The sequence below is a fragment of the Pandoraea commovens genome, from assembly GCF_024704525.1.
Lineage (GTDB): Bacteria > Pseudomonadota > Gammaproteobacteria > Burkholderiales > Burkholderiaceae > Pandoraea > Pandoraea commovens.
This window is the reverse complement of the sequence record NZ_CP102780.1, coordinates 884,411-911,404: the sequence shown is the minus strand read 5'-3', so window position 1 is coordinate 911,404 and position 26,994 is coordinate 884,411. Positions and strand designations below refer to the sequence as shown.

The following is a 26,994-nucleotide window of genomic DNA, read 5'->3' as shown; positions in this document are numbered from 1 at the left end:
GGCGGGGATGGCTCGGACCATCCCGGCCAGCCCCCACCGCACCATTCCGTCTCGCCCCGCGCTCCAGAGGGCGATTTGTTGCGCCAAAGCGGCATGCCTTAGGGAAAAGTAGTTCCACATCTGTCTCCCGCAGTACAATCCCCCCCACTCCGCATTCCCGGGGACACTTATTCGCACTTGAGGAACAGAACTTTGGCTTCATCGGAACACGACCCGTCCGCACCGTCCGAATTGCGCCGCTCCCTGTCGGCGCGCCACCTGACGATGATCGCCGTCGGCGGGTCCATCGGCACCGGCCTGTTCGTCGCCTCGGGCGCCACCATCGCGCAGGCTGGCCCCGGCGGGGCGCTGCTCGGTTATGTGCTGATTGGCCTCATGGTCTACTTCCTGATGACGAGTCTGGGCGAACTGGCTGCCGCCATGCCCGTGTCCGGCTCGTTCTCGACCTATGGCGCGCGCTACGTCGACGAAGGCTTCGGCTTCGCGTTGGGCTGGAACTACTGGTACAACTGGGCCGTCACTGTCGCGGTGGACCTTGTGGCCGCGCAGCTCGTCATGGCGTACTGGTTCCCCGACGTTCCCGGTGTCTACTGGAGCGCCCTCTTCCTCGCGATCACCTTCGGTCTGAATGCGTTATCGGCACGCGGGTTCGGCGAAGCCGAATTCTGGTTCGCGCTCATCAAGGTGATTGCCGTACTGGCTTTCGTGGTGATGGGCGTGATGATGCTGCTGGGCATCATTCGCGGCGGCGAAACGGGCGGCGTGGCCAACTGGACGGTGGGCGACGCGCCTTTCGCTGGCGGCTTCGCGGCGCTGATCGGTGTAGCGATGGTCGTGGGCTTCTCGTTCCAGGGCACCGAGCTCATCGGCATCGCAGCGGGCGAATCCAAGGATCCGGCGCGCAACCTGCCGCGCGCCGTGCGCCAGGTCTTCTGGCGCATTCTGCTGTTCTATGTGGCGGCGATCCTCGTGATCGGCCTGCTGATTCCGTACACCGACCCGCATTTGCTGCGCAATGACGTGACCGATATCAGCGTCAGCCCGTTCGCACTGATCTTCGAGCGTGCGGGGCTGCTGGGCGCGGCGTCGGTCATGAATGCCGTGGTGCTGACCTCGGTGCTCTCGGCGGGCAACTCGGGGATGTATGCCGCAACGCGCATGCTCTATAGCCTGGCGCGCGACGGCAAAGCGCCGAAGATCTTCGGCAACATCTCGCGCAACGGGGTGCCGATGTCCGCGCTGCTGGCGACGGCGGCTGTCGCCGCTCTATGCTTCTTCACGTTCGTGTTCAGCCCCAACGCCGTCTACATCTGGCTGCTCAACACCTCGGGCATGACGGGCTTCATCGCGTGGCTGGGTATCGCAATCAGCCATTACCGCTTCCGTCGCGGCTACGTCCGGCAGGGCCACGATCTGGCCAATCTGCCTTACGTTTCGCCGTTCTTCCCGTTCGGTCCGATCTTCGCATTCGTGCTGTGCCTGATCATCACGCTGGGCCAGAACTACGAGGCATTCCTTCAGGACAAGATCGATTGGGGCGGCGTGGTGGCAACGTACATCGGCATCCCCCTGTTCTTGTTGATCTGGGCGGGCTACCGACTCGTGCGCGGGTCGCATTTCGTGAAGTATCGCGATATGCATTTCCCGCACGGACAAATGCGCGCTCGCACGAATTCGATGGATGGGGAATCGGTTGGGGAGACGGCCTGAAAGGCCGACACTTCGGACGTACTCTAAGACGTACATTCGGACGTTCTGCAAGGGCGAAGCTGTTGATCCCCAACCCGCCCTTGCATTGATTCGCGACTTCAGAAATTACTTCAGCACGCTGTCCAGTGCCTTCGCGAACCGGTCCACGGCAGCGTCGACATCGTTGAGCTTATCAAGGCCGAACAGGCCGATACGGAACGTCTTGAAGTCTTCCGGCTCGTCGCAACGCAGCGGCACACCGGCCGCGGTCTGCACACCCACCTCGGCAAACTTCTTCCCGGAGCGGATGCCATCGTCGTCGGTATAGCAGACGACAACGCCCGGCGCTTCGAACCCTTGCGCCGCCACACTCTTAAAGCCCTTCTCCGCGAGCAGCGCACGAATGCGTCGGCCGAGTTCGAGCTGCTCGTCACGCACCTTCTCGAGACCGTCGGCCTCGGTTTCCTTGATGACGTCGCGCAGCACGGCGAGACTGTCGGTCGGCATCGTGGCGTGATACGCGAAGCCGCCCTTCTCGTAGGCTTCCATGATCTGGAGCCACTGACGAAGATCGCACGCGAAGCTGGTGCTCGTGGTGCTGTCGATGCGCTCACGCGCGAGTGCGCCGAGCATCACCAGTGCACAGCAAGGCGATGCGCTCCAGCCCTTCTGCGGGGCGCTGATCAGCACGTCCACACCGCACGCCTGCATATCGACCCACACCGTGCCCGATGCAATGCAATCGAGTACGAACATACCGCCGACCGAATGCACCGCATCGGCCACGGCGCGAAGGTACGCGTCGGGCAGCATCATGCCGGAAGCCGTCTCGACGTGCGGCGCAAACACCAGATCCGGCTTCTCTGCCTTGATGGCGGCAACCACTTCGTCGATGGACGCGGGGGCAAACGGCGCTTGCCGACCTTCCTGAACAGGACGCGCCTTGAGCACCACCGTCTCAGACGGAATATTGCCCATGTCGAAAATCTGCGACCAGCGGAAGCTGAACCAGCCGTTACGAATCACCAGACACTTCTTGTTCGTCGCGAACTGGCGCGCCACGGCTTCCATGCCGAAGGTGCCGCTGCCCGGCACGACCGCGACCGACGCCGCGTTGTAGACCTTCTTCAGGCCATCGGAAATGTCGCGCATCACGCCCTGAAAGCGTTGCGACATGTGATTGACGGAACGGTCGGTGTAGACGACCGAGTATTCGAGCAAGCCGTCGCGATCGACGTCGGGGAGTAAACCTGGCATGTCTGCCTCCGATAATAGTTATGTGAATCGGTCTGGAACAGATTCTAACGAAATCCCATTGCCAGCGCCCTGATGGAAAGCCCCGTCCCGATCAGGGTTCTCCATGACACCCACCCGACGCCTGCCTCCGACTTACATGCTGCGCATGCCCGCGTCCTCGTCCACGAGCGCCGACTTGTCGAGATAGTCGTGGAAATGCACCGTCACCTGATCGAGGTGACGTGGGAATGGGCCAACAATGCCCGTCGCGCAAGAATAGCGTGTGACAGACAGGTGCCATCGTACCCCGGGCGCTCAACACCGGGATGAGCCTCCGGCATCGAAAGGAGGATCGGCGTTATAATTACGCCGATCCCATCGGTCGCCGTTTAGAAAACGCCGTCTACGAACGCAACGACGCGCCTCGCCACCTCAGCCTTCGCCCGTCATAACGTCACACTCAATACCATGTCCTTCATCAGCACCGGCGTCGAATACAGCCTGCACTGCCTGCTTTTCCTTGCGGATTCTTCCGCCGGTGTTCGCGACGCCAGTGTGCGCGATCTCGCAGAGATGCAGGGCATTCCGGTGGAGTATGCGGCCAAGCTCTTTACCCGCCTGTCGAAGGCCGGGCTGGTCGTGGCGACGGAAGGCGTGCGGGGCGGCTACTCGCTGGCGAAAGACAGCAAAGACATCTCGGTGCATGACGTCGTGATCGCTATCGACGGCGAGAAGGGGCTGTTCGACTGCCGCGAAGTGCGACGTCAGTGCGCGCTGTTCGAAGGGGATCCGCCCGCCTGGGCGTCGAAAGGAAAGTGCTCGATCAACGCGATCATGCAATCGGCCGAAGAAAGCATGCGAGCCGAGTTGCGCAAGCACACGCTCGCCGATCTGGCCGCAGGCGTGAACGCGAAAGCACCGGCCGCTTACGGCAAGCGCGTCATTACGTGGTTCGACGACCGCGCTGCGGCACGACGCGCGCATTAACGTTAAATTAACGTCAAACACCGGCACGAACACGCGCGCAATACCTGACGGTCGCGCCGCCCTCGCGCGACCGCTTCCCATCACTCACCGTTCGAGATAACGGCTCAGATCCCGTTCGCAGTCGAGCAGCGCCTGCTCGGCCTGCGGCGGCATGACCATCCCCTGCATGGGGAAGAACGTCACATCCTTGATACCGATGCAGCCCAGCGCATGCCGGAGGTATGGCGTCAGAAAGTCCGGCTGACGGGCATTCTCGCCCGTGTGAAACCCGCCGGACCCGATGATGACGATGGTCGGCCGGTCCTTCAGCAATCCCACTTTGCCTTCGGGCGTACTCGCGAACGTGCGTCCGATGCGCAACACATAGTCGATCCACAACTTGAGCGCCGCAGGCACCGTGAAGTTATGCATCGGTGTGGCAATCGCGAGAAACGACGTCGCCTCGATCTCTTCGATCAGTTGTTCGGACAAGACGAAATGCGTCGGATCCGGCTCTCTCGATGTAATGGCCGTCGCGTAATCGACCGAGATCGGCGGCAAAGGCGACGCAACCAGATCGCGAACGATCACCGGGCCGTCACCATAGCGCCGGGCGTTGTTTTCCAAAAACGTCTGGGCCATACCGAATGCGCGGCTAGCCGGACCATGCGGGCTGGCGTTAAGCAGAAGACTTCTCATCGGCTCGCCTCGCTCGACGTCGTCAACGGTTCCACAAAGTGCATGCCCTTCGCGAGCAGACCATTGCGGAAATAGAACCGTTGCGCGAGCGGCATATGCAGCCCGGTATCCAGCACGAAGTTGGCACATCCCGCCTCGCGGGCAATCGCCTTGACCTCGTTCAACAGTTGCGACCCTGCGCCGCCCCGCTTGTTGTCGGCTGCCACGACAAGATCGTCGACATAGACGAACCGGCCGTACAGCAGGTTCGTCACGTGACGGTAGCCCGCGAGGCCCAGCAGGCGTTCGCCGTCGAACGCCCCCAACAGCCGATATGCCTCCTTGCGCTGAGCGTCCACCTGCTCGACGAAAGCCTCGGCGCTCGCCAGATGCGGGCGAAGTTCTTTCATGACGGGATAGGCCGCGTGCACCGCGCCGGGCGTCTCAAGGTGTTTGAAAGTAAGCAACGTATTCATGATCTCTCTGACAGTCGTTCACTGAGGACTCTATCTGCCGGTTTTGGCCCAGACCAGTGACAAGAACTGTCGAAACTTCCGGGACAAGACACGTCCTTCCGCAAAAAATCCTTGCACAACAAAACTCCGACTCATAGAATCGGCGTTATCGTATCACAGTGATAACCGCCCCAATTCATCTCCTCCCCCCGAGTTTTCAGGAGCAATCAGCATGACCCAACGTATTCTTGTCATCGGCGCAGGCTTTGCCGGAACGTGGAGCGCCCTGGCTTCTGCGCGTCTGCTTGACATGGCCGGACGCACCGACGTGGAAATCGTCCTCGTCGCGCCGGAACCGCATCTTCATATTCGTCCCCGTCTGTACGAGAAGAACCCCGGCGGCATGAAAGCCCCGTTGAAGCAGCTTTTCGATACGGTTGGCGTCCAGTTCATTCAGGGACGTGTCGCGCACATCGACGTGGAACACAAGATGGTGACGATCGCCGATCTCGACGCCGAGACACCGCACGGCGCCATCAGCTACGACCGTCTGGTGCTCGCCGCAGGCAGCCGTCTGTTCAGCCCGCCGATTCCGGGCATTCAGGAACACGCGTTCAACGTCGACCAGATTGCCGATGCCGTGAAGCTCGAAGCGCATCTCGACGGTCTCGCGAGCCGCCCGGCAACCGTGAGCCGCAACACCGTGGTGGTCGCCGGTGCAGGTTTCACCGGCATCGAAACCGCCGCAGAAATGCCCTCGCGACTGCGCGAAATCCTCGGTGAGAACGCCGACGTGCGTGTGATCATGGTAGAGCGCAACGACGCCATCGGCCCGGATCTCGGTCCGGGTCCGCGCCCGGTGATTACGCAGGCGCTTCAGGAACTGGGCGTGACGTGGAAGCTGGGATCGGGCGTCGCGAACATCGACGCCAATGGGGTGACGCTGGAAAACGGCGAGCGCATCGACGCCGACACCGTCATCTGGACGGCTGGCGCACGCGCCAATACGCTCACGGCGCAGATTCCCGCCGAGCGCGACGCCTTCGGTCGTCTGCACGTCGACGCTAACCTGAAGGTGATCGGTCTGGACGCCGTCTACGCCACGGGCGATTGCGCTCGCGCGACGACCACCGACGGCGGCGACAAGCCCACCATGATGGCGTGCCAGCACGCGATTTCACTGGGGCGTTCGGCTGGCCACAACGTGGCGGCGGACCTGATCGGCGAAGCGCCGATTCCCTACAATCAGCCGAAATACGTGACGTGTCTCGACCTCGGTCCGTGGGGCGCTGTCTACACGGAAGGCTGGGATCGTCAGGTCGTGCTGCAGGGTGCGCAAGGCAAGAAGCTGAAGACGGAGATCAACACGCAGTGGATCTATCCGCCGAGCAACGCCACCCGTGCACAAGCGTTGGCAAGCGCAGACCCGCGTCAGGCCGTGGTCGCGTAATGTGACGGCGCGGTGGGGTCCCCCCGTCCCGCCGCGCCAATGCATTGCGGCATGGGTGCGCTACTGCGCCACCCATCCTTTCGCTTGCCCCGTCTCCATCTGCGCACGAAGCTCCGCCACCAGATAGTCGACGAATGACGCGATGCGCGCCGAGATCGCGGTGTTGCGGTAGTACACGGCGTGAATCGGCTGACGCACGTCCTGCGCCTGACGCGCCAGCACCGGCGCGAGACGCCCCGCTTCACAGTCACGCACCGTCATGAAATCGGACAGGCACACGATGCCCGTCCCTTCCAGCGCGAGTTGCCGAAGCGTCTCGCCGCTAGACGACATCACATCCGGCGCGATCCGGTACGGCTCACCGTCTGCGCCGAGAATCGGCCACACGTTCAGCGATTCGGGTTGCGAGAAGCCGAGTAGCGTGTGCTTCGCCAGATCCTCCACGCGGCGCGGATGTCCGTGCTTTTCCAGATAGGCCGGACTCGCGAACATACGCGTGCGACTGTTGCCGATGAGTCGGCTATGCAGCGTCGAATCCTTGAGCCGACCGATCCGGATGGCCACATCCGTGCGACGCTCCAGCAGATCGATGAAGCCTTCGTTGCTGTTGAGCTCAAGCTCCACCTCGGGATAGCGCTCACGATAGCCCGGCACCAGCGGCACGATCACGTGCAGCATGAACGGCGTCGCGGCATCGACACGCAGTCGGCCGGACGGCTTTTCACGGCGCGTCACCATCTGCTCTTCCGCACTTTCGACCGAATCGATGATGGCGCGCGCATTCAGCAAGAACGCGTTGCCCTCCTCCGTCAGCGCCAGCCGACGGGTCGTGCGGCGCAGCAGCGTCGTCTTCAGCTTCTCTTCCAATCGCCCCAATGTCCGGCTGGTGGCCGACACCGTCAGGTCCAGTTGCTGGGCCGCCGCCGTGATCGACCCGGTATCCACCACGGCCACAAAGGCTTGCAGTTCGTCGAGCGTGATCTTCATTGTTGATTTGAAATCAAAATAATTTCGTTTATAGGCTACTTTTTCTGCAAAAGTAAAGGGCGCAGACTGCCGTTCAACTTCACCGACCCGGGAATTCCCGTCATGAACCAGTCCTCCCCCCAACCCTCGACATCGTCGGCGCATGCCACGCTGTCGCTTCTGGCCCTGGCCATCGGCGCGTTCAGCATCGGCACAACGGAGTTTTCGCCGATGGGCCTGCTCCCCGTGATTGCCGAGGGCGTCCACGTCTCGATCCCGACGGCGGGCATGCTGATTACGACTTACGCCCTCGGCGTGATGATCGGTGCGCCTATCATGACGCTGATCATGTCGCGCTGGTCGCGCCGCACGGCACTGATCGCGCTGATGGCCATCTTCACCATCGGCAACCTGCTCTCGGCCGTCTCGGCGAACTACACGACGCTGTTGCTCGCCCGTCTTGTCACGAGCCTGAACCACGGCGCGTTCTTCGGGCTGGGCTCGATCGTCGCCGCCAGCGTGGTGCCGCGTGAGAAGCAGGCCAGCGCCGTCGCCACCATGTTCATGGGGCTGACGATTGCGAATATCGGCGGGGTGCCTGCCGCCACATGGCTGGGCCAGACCATCGGCTGGCGCATGTCCTTCGCCGCGACGGCCGGACTCGGCCTGATCACCATGCTCACGCTGCGCTTCGCGCTGCCCAGAGGGGAAGCCGGACGCATGCCGGATATCCGCCGCGAGTTGTCGGTACTCACGCGCCCGGTCGTGCTGATGGCGATGGCGACGACCGTCCTGGGTGCAGGCGCGATGTTCACCCTGTACACGTACATCGCACCGACGCTGCAAACCATTACTGGCGCCTCGCCCGGCTTCGTCACCGCGATGCTCGTGCTGGTGGGCGTCGGCTTCTCGGTTGGCAACATCGCCGGAGGCAAACTCGCCGACCGCTCGATCAACACCAGCCTGATCGTCTTTCTGGTGCTGCTCGTCGCGATCATGCTTGCCTTCCCCATTCTGGCCCGCACGCATATCGGCACCGCCCTCGCAGTCGTGGTCTGGGGTATCGCAACGTTCGCCCTCGTCCCGCCGCTGCAAATGCGGGTGATGCGCGCTGCCTCCGAAGCGCCGGGACTCGCGTCGTCAGTCAACGTCGGTGCCTTCAACCTCGGTAATGCCGTAGGGGCAGCCGCCGGTGGCGCAGCGATTTCGGCCGGTTATGGCTACACGGCGGTGCCCATCGTCGGGGCGCTGATTGCCGGATCGGGCCTGTTGCTGGTGCTGCTGCAAATGGCAATGCACCGCACGCCGATGCAGACGGTCGGTAACTAAGCAACGCTTTCGACTCACAACACACAGCAGCACGTTTTTCGTCACCCAATTGATTAAGGAGCTCACGATGAGCCACATTCCCGCTTTCGGTCTCGGCACGTTCCGCCTCAAGGACCAGGTTGTCATCGATTCCGTCCGTACCGGCCTTGAACTCGGCTACCGTGCTATCGACACCGCACAGATCTACGGCAACGAAGCCGAAGTCGGTCAGGCGATTGCCGAGTCCGGCGTCGCTCGCGACGATCTGTTCCTCACCACGAAAATCTGGGTCGAGAACTATGCCAAAGGTAAGCTGGCCGCCAGCCTCGAAGACAGCCTCACGAAGCTGCGCACCGACTACGTCGACCTCACGCTGATCCACTGGCCCGCGCCGAATAACGGCGTGTCGCTCGAAGAGTTCATGACGGCGCTGGCCGACGCGAAGGCCAAAGGTCTGACGCGTCAGATCGGCATCTCGAACTTCAACATCGAGTTGACGAAGCAGGCGATGGCCGCCGTGGGCAAAGACGCCATCGCGACGAACCAGATCGAACTGAGCCCGTATCTGCAAAACCCCAAGCTTGTGGGTTTCCTTGAGGAGCAGGGTATTCACGTCACGTCGTACATGACGCTCGCTTACGGCAAGGTGCTGGGCGATGCGGTCATCGGCAAGATCGCGCAACGACATCAGGCCACGCCCGCACAAGTGGTGCTCGCCTGGGCGCTGCAACGCGGCTTCTCGGTGATTCCGTCGTCGACCAAGCGTGAAAATCTGGCGAGCAATCTGCTGGCGCAAACGCTGCGTCTGACGGACGACGACATGGCGCAGATCGCCGCGCTCGACCGCAACGGTCGCGAAGTCAGCCCGGACGGACTCGCCGCCAAGTGGGACGACTGATCCCCTTGCGATCGAACCTTATCGAACCTTTAAGTCGTTGCCTGCGGGCAACGACGACAACACTGCACACATCATGACTCAGGATCCTCTGTTTCAACCGCTACAACTCGGCGCGGTCACGTTGCCGAACCGTATCGTGATGCCGCCCATGACCCGCTCGCGTGCGAGCCAGCCCGGCGATGTCCCCAACGCCCTGATGGCCGAGTACTACGCGCAACGCGCCGGTGCCGGTCTGATCGTCAGCGAAGGCACATACATCGCGCCGCTCGGCAAAGGCTATGCGTGGACGCCGGGCATCCATTCACCCGCACAGATCGCCGGCTGGCGCACCGTGACCGAGGCCGTGCATGCTGCTGGCGGTCACATCTTTGCGCAGTTGTGGCACGTGGGCCGACTGAGCCACACGAGCCTGCTCGGCGGCCGTCAGCCGGTGTCGTCGTCGCCGATTCAGGCCGAAGGGGTGAACGTCTTCATCGCAGGCGAAGACGGCACGACGCCCGGCTTCGTGCAGGCCTCGGCACCGCGCGCGCTGAGCATCAAGGAAATCGGAGAGATCGTCGACCAGTACCGCGCGGCAGCGCGCAACGCCATCGAAGCGGGTTTCGACGGCGTGGAATTGCACGGCGCTAACGGCTATCTCGTGAATCAGTTCATCGACTCGAATGCCAACACGCGGACCGACGCCTACGGCGGCTCGCTGGAAAACCGTCTGCGCTTTCTGCGCGAAGTGACCGAAGCACTGATCGAGGGGGTAGGCGATGCGAAGCGCGTCGGCATCCGTCTTGCGCCGCTGACCACGCTCAACGGCTGTGTCGACGCCGATCCGGAAACGACCTACCTCGCAGCGGCGAAGTTGCTGGGTGAGTTGGGCGTCGGCTACATCCACATCGCGGAAGCGGACTGGGACGATGCGCCGGTGATGCCCGTCGAATTCAAGCTGAAGTTGCGTGCGGTGTACCCGGGCGTGCTGATTTACGCAGGCGGTTACACGGCAGAGCGCGCGCGTGAAGCCGTCTCGGAAGGATGGGCCGATCTCATCGGCTTCGGCCGTCCGTTCGTGGCCAATCCTGATCTGACGGAGCGCCTGCGCGTCGGTGCGCCACTGGCCTTGCATCATCGCGACACGTTGTTCGGTGGCGGTGCGCGCGGCCTGACGGACTATCCGGCGATGGTCAAAGAAGCGGCCTGAACGGACTAGTGGACGTCACGATGACGTGGCGACGCGTGCCTTCCCGGTGCGGGTCGCCCGCCAGCAGAGGATCGACCCGCCGCAGACCATGCACGCGCCCTGCCAGAAGGGCGCGGACAGCGGCGTGTGCAGCAACAGTGCGGCGAGCGCCGCTGACAGCACGGGGATGAAATACGACGCGCCGACGAGGATCGTCACATTGCCGCGCAGGATGCCCACGTTCCACGCCGCATAACCGAAGCCCATTGCGGCGGCCGCCAGCACGAGATAAACGCCCGAGTGCAGGTCCAGCGACATCGCACCACCGCCACCGGCGAAATACTTGATCCAGAGCGCGACGGCCACGAGCATGAAGAACGGCGTCACGCCATTCTTGCCCTCGGCGATGCGCGCCGTCACCGTGCAATACCCCGCCCAGATGATCGCGCCGACGAACGCCAGTCCATAGCTCAACGGGTTATCGGCAATGTTGACGAGCATGCCGGGCAGATCGAGCCCCTGATCGCCGCCGAGCACCCAGCAGATGCCGAGCATCGACAACACAAAACCGGGCACGACCAGCCAGTTCGCGCGCTGTTTGTTGAAGAGAATGGCGGAAACGAGTGTGAACGTCGGCCACAGGTAATTCACCATACCGACTTCAATCGCCTGACGTGCCGTATTCGCGTATCCGATGGACAGCGACAGGCACAGTTCGTAGGCGACGAACAGCAAACCGCCCCACACCAGATAGCGACGCGGGAACGTGCTGAGCTTCGGGAAACCGACCGTCAACACGAGAAACAGCGACGCCACGGAATAGATCGCCGCAGCGCCGCCCGTCGCACCCAAGCTTTCGCTCACGCCGCGAATCAGCGCCACAATCGACGCCCAGAGCACCACTGCGCTCAGCCCAATGAGTGTCGCCTTGTTCCTGCTGTTCATGCGGTTGCCTGCGTCGATGAAAAGTAAGTGGCCAGCGCGGGATTATACGAAATGCGGATTTGCGTAGCAGCGTCGCTCAGACGGTCTACAGGGACCATCGCAGGTCGGCCTCGATCGGTACTCGCTATACACCGGCAAGATTGCCGTCGCCCAGCTTCTCACGTGCAAACGCCCGCACATGCTCCACAAACGAATTGAGCAACAGCGGCACCGGACGCTGCGAAGGCGTCAGCACCGAAGTGTCGGTAAATATGGCTGGCTCGAAACGCTTGAACACCACGCCGGTGCCACGGTAGCTCCACGCACTAAACGCATCGATCAGCGCAACCCCGGCCCCCGCCTCGACAAATGAGCAGATGGCGTACGAAATCTGACTCTCCATCTGCATTTTGACTTCCACACCGTGCGACGCGAGCAATGCATCGATCTGCAATCGTGCCTCCACGCTGCGTGGGTGCGCGACGAATCGCTCGCCGTCGAGATCGCTCGGCCCTACGACATCACGCTCGCAAAGGCGATGTCCCGCAGGCAGCGCACAGATCATCTTGGCCGCAACAAGTCGCGAGGCATTCGCCGTCGGATGACTCAGCGACAACCGCGCGAAGCCCACGTCGCAGCGCTGCCCCATGACCATATCGACGATGGAGCGGGTCGAATGCATGACCATCGACACATGTGCCTCCGGTCGTGTCTTCAGGTAATCCGCAATCGCATGCGGCATGAACGAAAGCGCCAGCGCGGGCGCCGCCGCAACGTGAAGCGTGCCCCGCTGCATGTTGCGGATCTCGTCGGCCGCCCGCGCGATCCGGTCGACGCCGACTAGCGAGCGCTGTACCTCCTCGTACAAGGCACGGGCTTCGACCGTCGGATACAGCCGCCCCTTGACCCGTTCGAACAATGTGAATTTCAGCGATCGCTCCAGATCGGCGATCAACCGCGTGGTCGCTGGCTGCGAAATGTGCAGCATCTCGCTGGCGAGCGTCACCGTCTGGTGCAGCATCACGGCGCGAAAGGCTTCGAGTTGACGGAGTTTCACGTGGGCATCCAATAACAAAACATTATCGATTTGCAAAAAGAAAGCATTTCACAAGCAGATTTTGACTTTCTAATCTTCCGATATCCCCAATTCTATTTGGTTGTACGGGGGGATCATCAGCAATAACGATATGTGTTGGAAAGGGGGTTTACCCCAATCTTCCGGAGGATGACTCACCTTATGAGCAACGAAACTGCGTACACGCTCCCGCCCCCGGCGACGCGTGACGAGACCCCACCCGCGCCCTCACCGGACCTGCGTATTCATCCGCGCCCGAAGAAATCGGACTGGCTCTGGTATGGGTTGTTCGGCATCGCGCTGATCCTTTTCTACCAATGGTTCATCGACAACCCGCGTTGGCAGTGGGACGTCGTCGCCCATTACCTCTTCAACGCCCGCGTACTCGCGGGCCTTGGAAACACGCTGATCCTCACGGCACTTGCCAGTGCGCTAGGCCTCGTGCTCGGCGCCATCGTGGCGGCGTGCCGCATGTCCGGCAATCCGGTTCTGCGCGGCGCGGCGTTCGCCTACATCTGGATCATTCGTGCGACACCGACGTTGGCGATGCTGTTGTTCCTATTTTTCATCTCGGCGCTCGTGCCTCGCCTCTATCTGCCGATACCGTTTCTGAACCTGAATCTGTTCGACATCGACACCAGCAACGTGATCTCGCGGCTGAGCGCCGCCACAATCGGGCTGGCGATCTATCTCGGCGGCCACAGTGCGGAGATTTTTCGAAGCGGCCTCGGTGCCGTCGACAAGGGACAACGCGAAGCCTGCAAAGCAATGGGCATGAGCGACATGCGGATGATGTGGCACGTGGTCATTCCGCAGGCGGTTCGCGTCATCATCCCGCCGCTGGCCAACGAACTCATCACGATGTTCAAGAACACGTCGCTGGCCTCGGTCATCGGTTACGTCGAGCTCCTCACGACTGTCCAACTGATCTATTCGACGACCTTCGAAACCATTCCGCTGCTGACCGTCGCCTGCCTCTGGTATCTGTTCCTGACCAGTCTGGCCATGTGCGGGCAGCTCCTGCTCGAAAAGCGCTTCGGCAAAGGAGTCCACCCGTGATGAACTCGCACCACGACGCCATTCATCTGCAAGCTCAGCCGCCGTTGCTGCAAATGCGTAATGTGACGAAACAGTTCGGCGCGTTTACTGCGCTGCACGGCATCGACTTCAATCTGTATCGCGGCGACGTCGTCGCCATCATCGGCCCCTCCGGATCGGGCAAGAGCACCCTGCTTCGCTGCATCAACATGCTCGATCTGATCGACGCCGGTGTCGTGACGTTCAACGGCGAAGTGCTCGGCAGCGAGATGCGCGGAACACGCTGCGTCAGGTTGCCCAAAAAGGAACTGGACCGGCAGCGCCGGTACTTCGGCATGGTGTTCCAGGGGTTTCATCTCTTTCCCCATTACACCGTGCTCGACAACGTGCTTTCCGGGCCGCGCATCGTCGGCGGCGCCGCGCGCAAGGATGTTGTAGAGCGTGGCAAGGCGCTGCTCGCCCGCGTCGGCCTGTCCGACAAGATGAATCACTACCCGTCGCAACTCTCCGGCGGACAGAAGCAGAGAGTCGCTATCGCCCGGGCGCTGGCGATGGAGCCGGAGGTCATGTTGTTCGACGAACCCACCAGCGCACTCGACCCGGAACTGGTTCAGGAGGTGCTCGACGTCATGAAGGAACTGGCAAGCACCGGCACCACGATGGTGGTCGTCACGCATGAAATGGAATTCGCCCGGAAGGTCTCGAACCACGTCGTATTCATGGACGGTGGCCGCATCGTCGATCAAGGCTCGCCCGACCACATCTTCCAGGGCGGCGGTACAGCGCGAAGCCAACGCTTTCTCGCGAACGCTCGCGCATAAGTCCGGCGAGAGGTGCCTGCGACGCTCGTGCGACGCGCGCCCCGCCATCACACTCGATAAAACAGGATTCGAAATGTCAAACGACGGAATGATGAGACTGGGTGTCTCGATGCGCTATCTGGGCTATCACATGGCGGCGTGGCGTCATCCCGATGTTCCCGCCGACGGCGCCATCGACTTTCACTACTTCCTTGAAAGCGCGCGCAAGGCCGAAGCGGCGAAGTTCGACATGATCTTCTTTGCGGACGGCGTTGGCGTGCGGGCCTCCGATACGCCCCCGGGATCGGCGGCGCGCGACGCGAAAAACGCCGAACTCGAACCTTTGACGCTGCTCGCGGCGATCGGCGCCTGCACGAAGCATATCGGCCTCGTGGGGACCGCGTCGACGACCTATAACGAGCCGTTCCATATCGCACGCAAGTACGCCTCGATCGATCACATCAGCGCCGGACGCGCAGGCTGGAACGTGGTCACGTCGTGGTCTCAGCAAGAAGCGTGGAACTTCAACCGCGACGAACATCTGGGCTATGAGGAGCGATACGAGCGTGCCGACGAATTCGTCGACGTCGTCAAGAAACTCTGGGACAGCTGGGAAGACGACGCCTTTATCCGCGACAAGGCCAGCGGCATCTTCTACGACGAGAACAAGTTGCACGTCCCGCACCACAAGGGCAAACATTTCAAGGTGCGCGGCCCGCTGAATTCGGCGCGTACGCCGCAGGGCCGCCCCATCATCGTTCAGGCTGGCGCTGCCGACGCCGGGCGAGAGATCGCCGCGAAAAACGCCGACGTGGTGTACAGCGCATCGTTCGACATTCAGTCGGCCAAGGCTTACTACGACGATTTGAAAGGCCGCCTCGCAAAATACGGTCGCACGCCGGACCAGCTCCTGATCATGCCGGGACTGACGCCCTACGTGGGCCGCACACGACAGGAGGCACAAGACAAGTTCGATCAGTTGCAGGAGCTGATCGATCCGCTCAGCGGTCTGTCGATTCTCTACAGCGTGCTCGGCGACCTCTCCGGCTACGACCTCGATGGCCCGGTGCCCGCCACCAGCGCCGGTCCCGTCAGCAGCATCGGCAATGGATTGCTGGAACTGGCCCGTCGCGAGAACCTCACGATTCGCCAGCTCTACAAGATTCGCGCTTCGGGCGGACGCCAGTTGATCGGCACAGCGCAGGACATCGTCGACGATATGGAATCGTGGTTCCGCGAAGGTGCCGCCGACGGCTTCAATCTCTGCCCCGCGACGCTTCCCGGCGGCCTGGACGACTTCATCCAATTCATTCTTCCCGAACTGCGTCGTCGCGGCCTGTTCCGAACCGAGTACGCGGCACAGACGCTGCGCGGCAATCTCGGACTCGGTGCGCTGTCATTCGGTGGCTGAACGCGATCTGGTGCGACGTGTGCGGCCCAGACTTGCCGTACACGTCGCGCGCTTCATCAGAACTCAAGAGGTATCCGTATGAACGACCAAGTTTCCTCCGACGTCTTTCGACACGCCATGACGTGCTTTGCCAGCGGCATCACGGCGGTGACCACGTACGAAGACCGTGTGCCGTCCGGTCTGATCGCCACTTCGGTGTGCAGCCTGTCTGCCGATCCGGCCACGATCCTCGTGTGCGTGAACAAGACAGCGTCGGCGCATGACGTAATCCTTCGGACACGGCGCTTCGCCGTCAATCTATTGTCGGCAGAACAACTGGCCGTGGCGAAGCGTTTCACTTCGATGCGCGGTCCCGAGCGCTTCGATCCCGTGAACTGGCAAGCCGGGGAACTCGACGTCCCCACACTGACAGGCGCGGTCGTCGTATTCGAATGCCAACTGGCCAAAGTGCATGACGGTTTCACGCACAGCATTATCGTCGGCCAAATTACCCGGGCTACCGTGAACGACGAAGGGGCTGCCGACTGTCTGCTCTGGCATCACCGGGATTTCGCCCGCACCGTTCAACAAGCTGCCTGATACGCCACCGACCTGCCGACATCCAGAGGTTTTCGTATGACGATCGAATTCAAATTCGCGACGGTATGTGTCGTCGCATGGCTCGGGATTGTGAGTCCCGCGCACGCGCAGGAGCCGCCTGCACGCCCGCCCATCAAGGTCGACCCGGCGCTCGCCGCACAAGTCCCGAAGTTCTACCGTGAGCGCGGCACACTGACCGCTGGCGTCAATCCCGACGTGGCGCCAATCAAGTTCGTCGACGGCGACGGCAACATCGTGGGGTTCACCCCGGAACTGCTCTCGGCGGCGGCCGCGGTGCTTGATCTGAAGATCAAGCTTGCCCAGTCGTCGTTCGACGCCCTCATTCCCGGTCTGGGCGCCAACCGCTTCGACGTGCTGCTCTCGCTTGCAGACTTTTCATCGCGCCAGAAAGTCGTGACCTTCGTCGATTACCTCGACATGGGCATGACGGTCGTCGCCATGCCTTCCAAGGCGGTCGCGATCCCGTCGCTCGACGCCCTCTGCGGAATGCAACTCGCTTTGCCGCGCGGCACGGCCTCAATGGAAAAGGCGACCAAGCTGAGTGAAAAATGCCAGAAAGACGGCAAGCGGCCCATTTCGGTGGCGACGTACCCCGACTCGAACATGACGCTGCTTTCGCTATCGACGGGCGCCAGCCAGGTCGCCTGGGTGGATTCGCCGGTCGGCTACTACAACGAAACCAAATTTCCCGCCAAGTACAAGGTCATCCACTACAACGCCGAAGCGCCCTATGGCATCGGCTTCGGTGTCGACGAGAAAGGGCGGCAACTCGCGAGCGTCATGCGGCAGGCCCTGCTCAAGCTTCAGCGCGACGGCACCTATGACGCGCTGATGAAGAAATGGGGACTCGCTACCAAGGACGCCAAACCCGACTTCCCTATCAACGGCGGCATGCGCTGATACTGGGCACAAGGAAGCGCCGGACGGCAAACAACGACGGTCCGGCCACCGGCGTCATGCCTTCGGGAACACCGGCGTAAAGCGGGGGGGTCCGTCAGCGAACTGACGCAGAAATTACAAAAAAATGACGAAATCGGTGACCTGTGGACAAAGCGAACGCTCAACCCGCCAACCGGCGTGCCGCGCGCTCGCACTCCTCCACCAACCGCGCCATCACGTCTGCCGCTGCGGGCAGATCGCCGATCAGCCCGGCCGACTGACCGAGTTCGACCTTGCCCCACTCGACATCGCCATCGAGCGCCGCCTGTTTGAGCGAACTGGATTTGAACAGCGTGTCGTAGGCAGCGGCGTCCGGCTCTTCCTTGTCGGCCAGCAAGACGCGCTCGGCGAATTGATTGCGCGTCATGCGAACGGGCAGGCCTCGCACGCCGACGAGCGTCGTGCCGTCGATATCGGTATCGAGCACCGCACGCTTGTAGTTCTCATGCACGCCCGCCTCGCGCGTCGCAAGAAACCGTGTGCCGAGTTGCACGGCATCCGCACCGAGCGCCAGCAACGCCGCCACGCCATAACCATCCGCCACGCCACCGCCAGCCACAATCGGCAGGTCGAATTCGACGACCGCGCGACGTACCGCCACAAGCGTGCTCACACCGTTCACCGGCGGATGCCCGCCCGCCTCGGCACCTACGACGACGAGGGCATCAACGCCCGCATCCGCCGCTTTGCGCGCATGGGGCATGGTCGAGACCACGTGAATCCAGCGAACGCCGCGCGACTGAAAGCGTTCGAGGTGCGCTTTCGGGCCGCCTTGCGAAGCAATCACCACCGGCACACCTTCCTCTTCGATGACGTTGAGAAACTGCTCGGCCTGCGGACGGTACAACGGGATGTTGACGGCGAACGCGCCATCGGTGGCGGCCTTCACTTCGCGCACGGTATCGCGAAAGGCATCGAGATACATCGGACCTGCGGCGATCACGCCAAGCCCGCCCGCATTCGAAACGGCAATCGGCAGCGCCGCGTTGGACGACGCCCAGCTCATCCCGGCCTGGATGATGGGATATTTGATATTCAACAGCCGAGTGAGGCGGGTCTGAAGCATGAAAAGTCCCTCGAAATACCGCGCAGACGCGCATTGACGATGCTCGTCAATCTAAGGGACATATGATGCATTGTCAAACAATTTGCCGCGAAACAAGCAACTCGATCAGAGCCCTTCGCCAGCCTCTTCCCGCTCCTGATCCAGCATGATCCTCGCCTGATACGTGAGCTTGTCAAGTATCTTGGGCAGCGCATCGCGCTCTGCGCGCGTGAGCACGGACAACAGACGGTCGTTGAGTTCTTCGGCAACGGGGAACACCTGCTTCACGAGATCGCGGCCGTGGGCCGTGAGCGAGATGACGACACCGCGCGCGTCCGCGCTGTCGGTGCTGCGCTGGAGAATGCCGCGCGCTTCGAGCGCCGTCACCGTGCGGCTCATCAGCCCCCGGTCGAACTGTGCCTGCTCCGCGAGTCGATTGAGCGACATGCCGTCGCTGCTGTGCAGCAACGCGATGGAGCGCCATTCGTTGAGCGTCAGACCGAAGTTGCGCTCGTACACGCTGGACGAACCCTTCGTGTAGATGTTCGTCAGTTGACGCAGTTGAAACGACGTGAGCTGCCGCAAGTCGGACGGTGCTGCGCTCACCGGTTCGGGCGAGCGCGAGGGGTTGGGCTTGGGCATGTGGCGAATCAGCCGGTAGGCAGGGAAAGGAATGGCGTCATGCTATCGCCTCGCCCGCGCCCGGTCAAACCCGCACCTGCCGTGATTCCACAAGGATTGCGCACCGTCCGAGGCGCGCAATCACGAACGCCCTTACGAACCGGAAACACCCTTGGGCAACAGCCGCGCAGGAATCCCCACGAGCAACAGAATGCTGCCGAACAGCACGAAGCATCCGGCAACCTGCAAGCCGAGCGCGAGGCTGCCTGTGGTCGTCTTCACGTAGCCGATCACACTCGGCCCGACCAGCCCGCCCAACGCACCGATGCTGCTCACCACCGCAATCCCGGCCGCCGCACTGGCGGGCGCGAGATACGTCGACGGAATCGTCCAGAAGACGGACAGGCTCGACAGGTGCCCCGCCGTCGCCACTGCCAGCAGGACCACAGCCAGCTCGACGTTGTGCGACAGATACGGCATCACCATGAGGCTCGCCGCCGCAAACATTAACGGCACCGAGGCATGCCACCGACGCTCGCGCTGACGGTCCGAATGACGGCTCACAATCAGCATCGCCACGATGCCGACAACCGGCGGAATCGCCGATAGCAGACCGACGTGGAACGGGTCTTTCACGCCGGTGGACTGAATCACCAGAGGCGCGAAGAACGCGATGGTGCTCGCCAGCACATAGGCACAAAACGACACCAGCCCCGCCACGTACACGCGCCAGTCGCCCAGCGCCGCCAGCGTGCCGCCGTGACCGTGACCACCTCCGCCAGCATTGCTCGCCTTTTGACGACGCTCCTCATTGAGCACGTGCGTCAGCCGCGCCTTCTCATCGTCGCTCAGCCACTTCGCCTGTTCCGGCCGGTCTTCCAGGGCGAAGAACACCACGATACCGAGCAGAATGGCGGGAATGCCTTCGAGCAGGAACATCCACTGCCAGCCCGCAAGTCCGTGAATCTGATGGAAGCTGCGCATGATCCAGCCCGACGTCGGCGCACCGATCATCGTCGCAATCGGAATCGCGACGAACGACAACGCCGTCACACGCGCACGCCGCTCCGCCGGAAACCAGTAGCTGAGATACAGGATCAGCCCGGGAAAGAAGCCCGCCTCCGCCGCACCGAGCAGCATGCGTGCGACGTAGAACTCCGTGGGCGTGCGAACGAACATCATGGCGCAGGAGACCGCACCCCAGAGCGTCATGATGCGCAACAGCGTCTTGCGCGCCCCCATGCGGGCGAGCATCAGATTGCTCGGCACCTCGAACAGCAGAAAACCGACGAAGAACAACCCCGCACCGATGCCGTAGACGAGATCGCTGAAATGCAAATCCGCCTTGAACTGAATCTGTGCGATGCCGATGTTCGCCCGGTCGATATAGTTGATGATGTAGCAAACGAACAGCAACGGCAGTGTGCGCCAGGCGATCTTGCGGTAGGTCGATTCCTCGACGACCTGACCGGCCGCGCTTGCGCCGGGCGTGTCTGGCCCGCCGAACGGCTGTGACGCCGTCGTCGTGTGTGAAGTCATGTCTCCTCCAATCTTGATTTTTTGATGAGGTTCGGTTGGGGGCGGACGTCGTGTCCATCGACGCCCGGCCGTCAGGTGTCAGGACAAACCGAACTCCCGAATCGCGTAGTCGCGCAGCTTGTTCTTCTGCACTTTCGAGCTACCCGTCATGCCGATGCCGTCGAACGAATCGACGAATCGCAGGTATCTCGGCACCTTGAAATTCGCGGCACGCGCGCGGCACCAGTCGATCAGCGCTTCGCTCGTGACGTCCGCACCGGGGCGCAGCACCACGAACGCCGCAGGCACTTCGCCCAGACGGGCGTCCGGCACCCCTACGACCTGCGCCAGTTGCACCGCCGGATGCGTGAACAGCGTCTCTTCCACTTCGGCGGGCGCCACGTTCTCGCCACCGACGCGGAACACATCCTTCAGACGGCCAAGCATGCGCATGCGCCCTTCACCGTCGATCACGCCGAGATCGCCCGTGCGTAGCCAGCCGTCGTCGCTGAACGCCTGCGCCGTCTCCTTCGGCTTGTTGTAGTAGCCCTTCATCACGCTCCAGCCGCGCACCTGAATCTCGCCGGGTTCGTCCGCACCGAGCACGTCGCCCGTCTCCGGGGACACCGTGCGGATCTCGATTCCGGGATGCGGGCTCGCCCAGCCGCCCACGCGCAATTCGAGCGGATCGCGCCAGTCGTTGAGCACCACGTTGGGCGAGGCTTCGGATTGCCCATACGCACCGACCATGTAAGGCACGCCCATCACGTCGTGAATCTTCTGCATGATTTCCGGCCCTGCCGCTGCCCAGCCGCCACGCAGGTGAATGCGCTCGCGACGGAATTCGGGGTGGCCCATCATCATCAGGAAAATCGTGTCGTTGCCCGACGTCAGCGTGCAGCGCTCTTCATCGAGGATGGTCAGCACGCGTGCCACATCGAACGACGGCACCGACAGCAGGCACGCCCCCGTCACCAGCGAGACCAGCAGCGACATCGTCGTGCCCGCCACATGGAAGAACGGACGCACGCTGAAGTAGCGATCATCGGCACGCACACCGATGCGCTGCGCCGACGCGGCAGCGTTCATCAGCATGTTGCGATGACGTAGCAGCACGCCCTTCGGGAACGACGTCGTACCGGAGGTGTACTGAATCAGCAGCACGTCGTCGGGCGAGACTGAGGCCGAGCGGCTCGCGACTTCGTCACGCAACGCGGGCGTGTCCGGCAATGCGTCGAAATGCTCGACGCCCTCCGGCAAACCTCGCCCACTGTCGCCCACCATCACGGCGCGACGCAGCAGCGGCAGAAAGTCGCCCGGCAATTGCGCATCGAAGGCAGGCTCTACACTGCGCAGCAACGCCGTGTAATCGATGTTGAGGAACGTGTCGACGTAAAACAGCACGCGCACGTCGCCCTGACACAGACAGTAATTCAACTCATCGGACTTGAATCGGGTATTGACGGGCACGGCGACCGCGCCGATCGATGCCGCCGCGTAGAACAGCACCACCCAATCCACCGAGTTGCCCATCAGAATGCCGACATGCTCGCCGTGCTGAACGCCGAGATGCACCATGCGCGCGGCCGCCTGCGCGACGCGCTCGCTCAACGTGCGATAGTCGATGCGCTCACCCTCGATCACCAGCGCTTCGGCTTCGGGTGTTGCACGCGCACGCGCCGCGAGAACGGCGGGCAGCGTGACCGGCCCTTCGAGCCCGAACTGGCTGGCGTAGCTTTCATGCCCTACGTCATGAACCTCAGGCATGACCGCCTCCCTGCTTCGTGTCCTGGTTTGCCGCATGGTCGACATCGTTGCTCGTACCGCTGCCGAAGCGTGCAATCTTGCTGCCCCAGTCAGGGCTTTGCAGCAACGTGTCGATGGCGAGCATCTCGATGGCGAGCGCACCGGCGGGGTCCGTCTCGACACCACGGTCGATGCAATCCTTGGTGAGACGCATCGCCAGCGGCGACGCGGCGGCAATCGTCTGCGCCATCACGCGCACGGCGTCCAGCGCGCCGTCCGCTGGCACGATGCGCGACACCAGCCCGGCCTCGCGCGCTTCCTGCGCCGACAACGTGCGACCGGTGAAGGCCATGTCCTTGGCGAGACGCTTGCCCACGGCGCGCGGCATGCGCTGCGTGGCGCCGACCGTCCCCCACAGCGCTTCAGGGGTGCGGAACGCGGCGGCATCGGTCGCGACGATGAAGTCGCAGGCCATGGCGATCTCGCCACCCGAGCCGATAGCCGGACCTTCGACGAGCGCGATGCACGGCTTGCCGATCTGCTCGATGGCGTCGTAGGCGGCGAACGCCTTGATGCGACGTGCGCGCACATCGTCAAGACTCATCCCCTGACGCTCCTTCAGATCCGCCCCCGCGCAGAACACCGGTCCGTTAGCGCGAACGATCACGCAGCGCACCGAGTCGTCGTCGCGCAAAGCCTGAACGATGGCGCGCAGTTCGTCGCACATAACGGCGTTCAGCGCGTTGCGCTGCTGCGGCCGGTTCAGCACGACTTCGACGACCGCGTCCTGACGCACGATCTCCAATGTCTCCCAACTTTTCATGCTTGTCTTTCCTAACGTCGAATCGATTTCAGATGGCGCCTTCGCGCCGCAAATCCGCGATTTGCGCCGGGGCATAGCCGAGCGTCGCCAATACCTGATCGGTGTGCTCACCCAGCAACGGCGGACGCCCCACTTCGGGATCGGCAAAGCCGTCGAACTTGAACGGCACCGGCAGCGCGCCGAACTTGCCGATGGACGGATGCTCGAACTCGCTCACCATGCCGCGCGCCAGCACGTGCGGATCGGCCAGCACTTCATCAACATGCTGGATGGGGCCTGCGGGGACACCGGCGGCGTCGCACGCGTCGCACAACTCGCGGCGCGTTCTGCCCGCGATAGCAGCTGTCAGCGCCGCCATCAGACGGTCTCGATGCGCCACGCGGCCTGCATTGGTCGACAGCGTGGCGTCGGCCGCCAGCGCGTCAAGTCCGAGCAACTCGCACAACGGCAACCAGTGCTGATCGCTGCACGTGATGTGGACGTAAGCACCGTCGCTGCACGCGAATGTGGCCGACGGCACGCGCCCCGGATGTTCCGTCCCCAGACGCGGCGGCACTTCACCCAGCGCGAAGTAACGGCCAGCGGCGAGAGTCAGCAGACTGACCTGACCGTCGAGCATCGAGAAATCGACGTGGCAGCCTGCGCCGGTTTGCGTGCGGCCCTGCAACGCACTCAGAATCGCAATCGCAATCCACAAGCCCGACGACAGATCGGCGATCGGCAGCCCCGGCTTGACCGGACCACCGCCGCGCTCGCCCGTCAGACTCATTAGCCCGCCCATCGCCTGAAAGACGGTGTCGTAGCCCTTGCGTTTCGCGTACGGGCCGGTCTGACCGAAACCCGTGCATGAGACGTAAATGAGTTTCGGATTGGCTTCGCGCATCGCTGCCTGATCGAGGCCATAGCGCTTCAGCGTGCCGACAGGGAAGTTCTCCAGCAGCACGTCGGCACGCGACGCCAGATCGCGAATGATCGCGCGCCCCGCCTCCGTCTTCATGTTTGCCGTCACGGACTGCTTGCTGCGGTTGCAGGCGAAGTAGTAAGCCGACTCGTCACCGACTTTCGGCTCGAACGTGCGTGTCTCGTCTCCGCTGCCCGGCTGCTCGATCTTGATGACCGTCGCGCCCAGTTCCGCGAGGATCATGTCGGCGAACGGGCACGCCAGCACGCGCGCCAGTTCAAGGATCGTCACGCCCGCCAACGGCTTCATCGGTGCGCTCACGACTTCGGGGCGCGCTTGGGGAAGCTGCGCATCATCAGGTTCGTATCGAGCGAGACGTCGAACGCCTGCGTGAGCGGCAGATCCGCCACGCGATGGAACAGCCGCTTGGTCGCCGTCATCGACACCGGATCGTAGTCGGCCAGACGCGCAGCAAGCGCCACAGCGTCGTCGACCAGGGTGCTGTCGGGGCTGACACGATTGGCAAGTCCGAGCGCCAGCGCGCGCGATGCGTCGACGGTATCGCCTGTCGACACCAGCTCGAACGCCGTCTTGCGCCCGACCTGACGCACCAGATTGGCCATCACGATGGCAGCCACGATGCCGTGCTTCAGCTCCGGGTAGCCCAGCTTGAGGCTCTCACCGACGACCAGCAGATCGCAGGCCAGCGCCAGTCCCGCGCCGCCCCCCATCGCATAGCCCTGCGCTGCACCGACGACCGGCGTACCGATCTCGACGAACGCCCGATGCAGCGACGTGGTGAGGTGCGCACGCTTGAGCGCAGCCTGCGAGGCGTCGGCATCGCTGCCGCCCGCCACGAAGCCACCGAACTCCTTGACGTCGGCCCCGGCGCAGAAGCTCTGTCCTGCACCCGCGAGCACGATGGCGTTCACTTCGGGATCGGCGTCGGCCTCACGCAACGCCGCCAGCAGCGCCTGCGTCAGTTCGTTATTCAGCGCGTTGCGCTTGTCGGGGCGATTCATCGTGATCACGCGTACAGCGCCGCGATCTTCGATCAGCAGGGAGTCGGGATACGTCATGTTGCAGGAGGTTCGAGACATCGGATTCATCAGCCAGAGGTGAAACAAGGTATGGCGGCTAGCCTAATCCACAAAATGTGACGTCGTCAAATAAAATTATCTAACCACGAGGGAGACACGCCAATAACACTGCAAACATCCAAACGAATTACGGGAAACCCCTTGTGCGGCGATTTAAAAATTATTTGACATTGCATCACATTAAGTGATTTCATGCGCTCCATCCGAACTCACTTCCGGCGCATTGCGCCCGCATGTCATGTCCGATCTGATCCTGTGCGAATGCTTCGCCCGCGACGGCCTGCAGCACGAGACCGCGTTCCTCTCCACTGACACCAAGCGTGACCTGATCGATCAGTTCGCACGCGCCGGTTTTCGTCGCGTGGAAGCCACGTCCTACTCCAACCCGGCCGTGGTGCCTCAGTTCGCCGACGCGAGCGAGTTGCTCACCGTGCTGCCGCGTGTCGATGGCGTTCACTACAAGGCGACGTGCGCAAACACGCGCGCCGTCGAGCGCGCGCTGACCGATCTCGACGCCGGGATCGGCGTCAACGAAATCAGCCTGTTGGTCTCGGCCAGCGACTCGCACTCGGAGCGCAATCTCAAGCAATCACGTGCGGGTCAGTGGCTGCGCGTCGAAGCGATGGCGAAGGCGGCGCAGGGCCGCTTCCGTCTGGTCGGCACGATTTCCGTGGCGTTCGGCTGTCCCTTCGAAGGCGCGATCGATCCGGCCAGCGTCATGGAAGACGTGGCGCGCTTCGCATCGCTCGGCGTGAAATACATCACGCTCGGCGACACGATTGGCGTGGCGACACAAGCATCCACGAAAGCGCTGTTCGCGCAGATGCTGTCGTCGTTCCCCGACGTCCACGCCATCGCGCACTTCCACGACACGCGCGGCACCGGCATCGTCAACTACCTCGCCGCGCTCGAAGCGGGCGTGACTCACTTCGACGTCGCGTTCGGCGGCACGGGCGGCCATCCCGCAAAGGTGCAGTACGGCGGCGGCGTGACCGGCAACGTTTGCACGGAGGACTTCGTCAACGTGCTCGAAACGATGGGTGTCGACACCGGCATCGATCTGAGCGCCATGATGGCCGCCTCACAAGCCTGTGAGACGGCGCTCGGTCGCCAATTGGCGAGCCGCGTGGCCCGCACCGGTCTCAATCCGATGTTGCGTTCGATGTTGAGCGCCAGTCCGGCGACGACGAAATGAGCCGCGACGCCGCCGACCTCGACCGCGAACTGCGCGTCGAATCGCAGTTCTGTCTCGATAACGGATTCACACTCGTCGACGCAGGCGACGGCACCGCCGTACTCGCCTGCGACGTGCTCGACAGGCATACGAATCGTCACGGCAACGCGCACGGCGGGCTGATTGCGGCGCTGATGGACACAGCGATGGGCGTGGCCACACGTGCGAGCGGTGCGTTCGACAACCTCGGCACCGCCAGCCTCACAATCAACTACCTGCGCCCCGCACGCGGACGCATCACCGCACACGCACGCGTGCGCCGCAGCGGCCGCACGCTCGCGTTCTGCGAGGCCGAAGTGCTCGACGCAGAAGGCCGCCCGCTCGCCACCGCCAGCGCCGTGTTTGCCGTCGCAACGCGAAATTCCGCGCCACCGGCCTGATCCACCACCGCAACACCACAAAAAC

The 26,994-nt window shown here is 62.8% G+C and carries 26 protein-coding genes; 13 read left to right on the top strand and 13 right to left on the bottom strand.

Features of this window, described 5'->3' with window-relative positions:
- Positions 1-192: 192 nt before the first annotated feature.
- Positions 193-1,710, top strand: a complete 1,518-nt coding sequence (locus NTU39_RS04495) for an amino acid permease (protein ID WP_174984915.1) — start codon at positions 193-195, stop codon at positions 1,708-1,710.
- Positions 1,711-1,815: 105 nt separating this feature from the next.
- Here NTU39_RS04495 and NTU39_RS04490 read toward each other — a convergent pair whose 3' ends face one another.
- Complete coding sequence (locus tag NTU39_RS04490; RefSeq protein ID WP_257959320.1) at positions 1,816-2,946, bottom strand: aminotransferase class V-fold PLP-dependent enzyme; 1,131 nt, start codon at positions 2,944-2,946, stop codon at positions 1,816-1,818.
- Positions 2,947-3,393: 447 nt separating this feature from the next.
- Between NTU39_RS04490 and NTU39_RS04485 the strand changes: the two genes are divergently transcribed.
- Positions 3,394-3,912, top strand: a complete 519-nt coding sequence (locus tag NTU39_RS04485; RefSeq protein WP_150665530.1) for an RrF2 family transcriptional regulator — start codon at positions 3,394-3,396, stop codon at positions 3,910-3,912.
- Positions 3,913-3,996: 84 nt separating this feature from the next.
- On the opposite strand, the gene NTU39_RS04480 is transcribed toward NTU39_RS04485, so the two are convergent.
- Complete coding sequence (locus NTU39_RS04480; RefSeq protein WP_150665529.1) at positions 3,997-4,590, bottom strand: FMN-dependent NADH-azoreductase; 594 nt, start codon at positions 4,588-4,590, stop codon at positions 3,997-3,999.
- Positions 4,587-5,045 carry a GNAT family N-acetyltransferase gene (locus NTU39_RS04475; protein ID WP_150665528.1) on the bottom strand — a complete coding sequence of 153 codons (459 nt, stop codon included), beginning with the start codon at positions 5,043-5,045 and terminating at the stop codon, positions 4,587-4,589. Before NTU39_RS04475 ends, NTU39_RS04480 begins: the two co-directional genes overlap by 4 nt.
- 211 nt (positions 5,046-5,256) lie before the next feature.
- Between NTU39_RS04475 and NTU39_RS04470 the strand changes: the two genes are divergently transcribed.
- Positions 5,257-6,474 (top strand): NAD(P)/FAD-dependent oxidoreductase, encoded by a 1,218-nt coding sequence (locus NTU39_RS04470; RefSeq protein ID WP_150665527.1) that lies wholly within the window; start codon positions 5,257-5,259, stop codon positions 6,472-6,474.
- A gap of 60 nt (positions 6,475-6,534) precedes the next feature.
- Here the strand turns inward: NTU39_RS04470 and NTU39_RS04465 are convergent, their stop codons facing one another.
- Positions 6,535-7,461: a LysR family transcriptional regulator gene (locus NTU39_RS04465; protein WP_257959319.1), complete on the bottom strand. Its 927-nt coding sequence runs from the start codon at positions 7,459-7,461 to the stop codon at positions 6,535-6,537.
- A gap of 102 nt (positions 7,462-7,563) precedes the next feature.
- Between NTU39_RS04465 and NTU39_RS04460 the strand changes: the two genes are divergently transcribed.
- The 3 genes from NTU39_RS04460 to NTU39_RS04450 all read left to right on the top strand — a co-directional run bounded on the left by NTU39_RS04460 (position 7,564) and on the right by NTU39_RS04450 (position 10,835).
- Positions 7,564-8,769, top strand: a complete 1,206-nt coding sequence (locus tag NTU39_RS04460) for an MFS transporter (protein WP_257959318.1) — start codon at positions 7,564-7,566, stop codon at positions 8,767-8,769.
- A 67-nt stretch (positions 8,770-8,836) separates the two neighbouring features.
- Complete coding sequence (gene dkgB, locus NTU39_RS04455; RefSeq protein WP_257959317.1) at positions 8,837-9,646, top strand: 2,5-didehydrogluconate reductase DkgB; 810 nt, start codon at positions 8,837-8,839, stop codon at positions 9,644-9,646.
- Positions 9,647-9,719: 73 nt separating this feature from the next.
- Positions 9,720-10,835, top strand: coding sequence for an alkene reductase (locus NTU39_RS04450; RefSeq protein WP_257959316.1), 1,116 nt, complete (start codon positions 9,720-9,722; stop codon positions 10,833-10,835).
- Positions 10,836-10,850: 15 nt separating this feature from the next.
- Here the strand turns inward: NTU39_RS04450 and yddG are convergent, their stop codons facing one another.
- Entirely contained in the window at positions 10,851-11,759 is a 909-nt protein-coding gene (gene yddG / locus NTU39_RS04445; protein ID WP_257959314.1) for an aromatic amino acid DMT transporter YddG, read from the bottom strand.
- A 124-nt stretch (positions 11,760-11,883) separates the two neighbouring features.
- Positions 11,884-12,795 (bottom strand): LysR substrate-binding domain-containing protein, encoded by a 912-nt coding sequence (locus NTU39_RS04440; protein WP_150665521.1) that lies wholly within the window; start codon positions 12,793-12,795, stop codon positions 11,884-11,886.
- Between the two features lie 180 nt (positions 12,796-12,975).
- On the opposite strand from NTU39_RS04440, the gene NTU39_RS04435 reads away from it, so the two are divergent.
- The 5 genes from NTU39_RS04435 to NTU39_RS04415 all read left to right on the top strand — a co-directional run bounded on the left by NTU39_RS04435 (position 12,976) and on the right by NTU39_RS04415 (position 17,562).
- Entirely contained in the window at positions 12,976-13,872 is an 897-nt protein-coding gene (locus NTU39_RS04435) for an amino acid ABC transporter permease (RefSeq protein ID WP_246184671.1), read from the top strand.
- Complete coding sequence (locus NTU39_RS04430) at positions 13,872-14,672, top strand: amino acid ABC transporter ATP-binding protein (protein ID WP_257959313.1); 801 nt, start codon at positions 13,872-13,874, stop codon at positions 14,670-14,672. Before NTU39_RS04435 ends, NTU39_RS04430 begins: the two co-directional genes overlap by 1 nt.
- A 73-nt stretch (positions 14,673-14,745) precedes the next feature.
- Positions 14,746-16,062 (top strand): LLM class flavin-dependent oxidoreductase, encoded by a 1,317-nt coding sequence (locus NTU39_RS04425; protein ID WP_257959312.1) that lies wholly within the window; start codon positions 14,746-14,748, stop codon positions 16,060-16,062.
- A gap of 78 nt (positions 16,063-16,140) precedes the next feature.
- The gene (locus NTU39_RS04420) at positions 16,141-16,641 is read left to right on the top strand and encodes a flavin reductase family protein (protein WP_150665518.1); all 501 of its coding nucleotides are present in this window, start codon (positions 16,141-16,143) and stop codon (positions 16,639-16,641) included.
- Positions 16,642-16,677: 36 nt separating this feature from the next.
- Entirely contained in the window at positions 16,678-17,562 is an 885-nt protein-coding gene (locus NTU39_RS04415) for an ABC transporter substrate-binding protein (RefSeq protein ID WP_257959311.1), read from the top strand.
- A gap of 160 nt (positions 17,563-17,722) precedes the next feature.
- Here NTU39_RS04415 and NTU39_RS04410 read toward each other — a convergent pair whose 3' ends face one another.
- The 7 genes from NTU39_RS04410 to NTU39_RS04380 form a co-directional block, all read right to left on the bottom strand.
- A complete protein-coding gene (locus tag NTU39_RS04410; RefSeq protein WP_257959310.1) occupies positions 17,723-18,667 on the bottom strand; it encodes an NAD(P)H-dependent flavin oxidoreductase in 945 nt (314 codons plus the stop codon).
- A gap of 105 nt (positions 18,668-18,772) precedes the next feature.
- Positions 18,773-19,288, bottom strand: a complete 516-nt coding sequence (locus tag NTU39_RS04405) for a MarR family winged helix-turn-helix transcriptional regulator (protein ID WP_052252507.1) — start codon at positions 19,286-19,288, stop codon at positions 18,773-18,775.
- A 132-nt stretch (positions 19,289-19,420) separates the two neighbouring features.
- Positions 19,421-20,806 (bottom strand): MFS transporter, encoded by a 1,386-nt coding sequence (locus NTU39_RS04400; protein ID WP_257959309.1) that lies wholly within the window; start codon positions 20,804-20,806, stop codon positions 19,421-19,423.
- A gap of 78 nt (positions 20,807-20,884) precedes the next feature.
- Positions 20,885-22,552, bottom strand: coding sequence for an AMP-binding protein (locus NTU39_RS04395; RefSeq protein WP_150665514.1), 1,668 nt, complete (start codon positions 22,550-22,552; stop codon positions 20,885-20,887).
- Positions 22,545-23,354, bottom strand: a complete 810-nt coding sequence (locus NTU39_RS04390; RefSeq protein ID WP_257959308.1) for an enoyl-CoA hydratase/isomerase family protein — start codon at positions 23,352-23,354, stop codon at positions 22,545-22,547. The genes NTU39_RS04395 and NTU39_RS04390 overlap by 8 nt, the downstream gene beginning before the upstream one ends.
- A gap of 28 nt (positions 23,355-23,382) precedes the next feature.
- Positions 23,383-24,576, bottom strand: a complete 1,194-nt coding sequence (locus NTU39_RS04385; RefSeq protein ID WP_246184669.1) for a CaiB/BaiF CoA transferase family protein — start codon at positions 24,574-24,576, stop codon at positions 23,383-23,385.
- Positions 24,573-25,355, bottom strand: coding sequence for an enoyl-CoA hydratase/isomerase family protein (locus tag NTU39_RS04380; protein ID WP_257959306.1), 783 nt, complete (start codon positions 25,353-25,355; stop codon positions 24,573-24,575). Before NTU39_RS04380 ends, NTU39_RS04385 begins: the two co-directional genes overlap by 4 nt.
- A 238-nt stretch (positions 25,356-25,593) precedes the next feature.
- Here NTU39_RS04380 and NTU39_RS04375 point away from each other — a divergent pair, with 238 nt between their 5' ends.
- A complete protein-coding gene (locus tag NTU39_RS04375) occupies positions 25,594-26,550 on the top strand; it encodes a hydroxymethylglutaryl-CoA lyase (RefSeq protein WP_257959305.1) in 957 nt (318 codons plus the stop codon).
- Positions 26,547-26,969, top strand: a complete 423-nt coding sequence (locus NTU39_RS04370) for a PaaI family thioesterase (protein ID WP_257959304.1) — start codon at positions 26,547-26,549, stop codon at positions 26,967-26,969. The genes NTU39_RS04375 and NTU39_RS04370 overlap by 4 nt, the downstream gene beginning before the upstream one ends.
- Positions 26,970-26,994 lie beyond the last annotated feature (25 nt).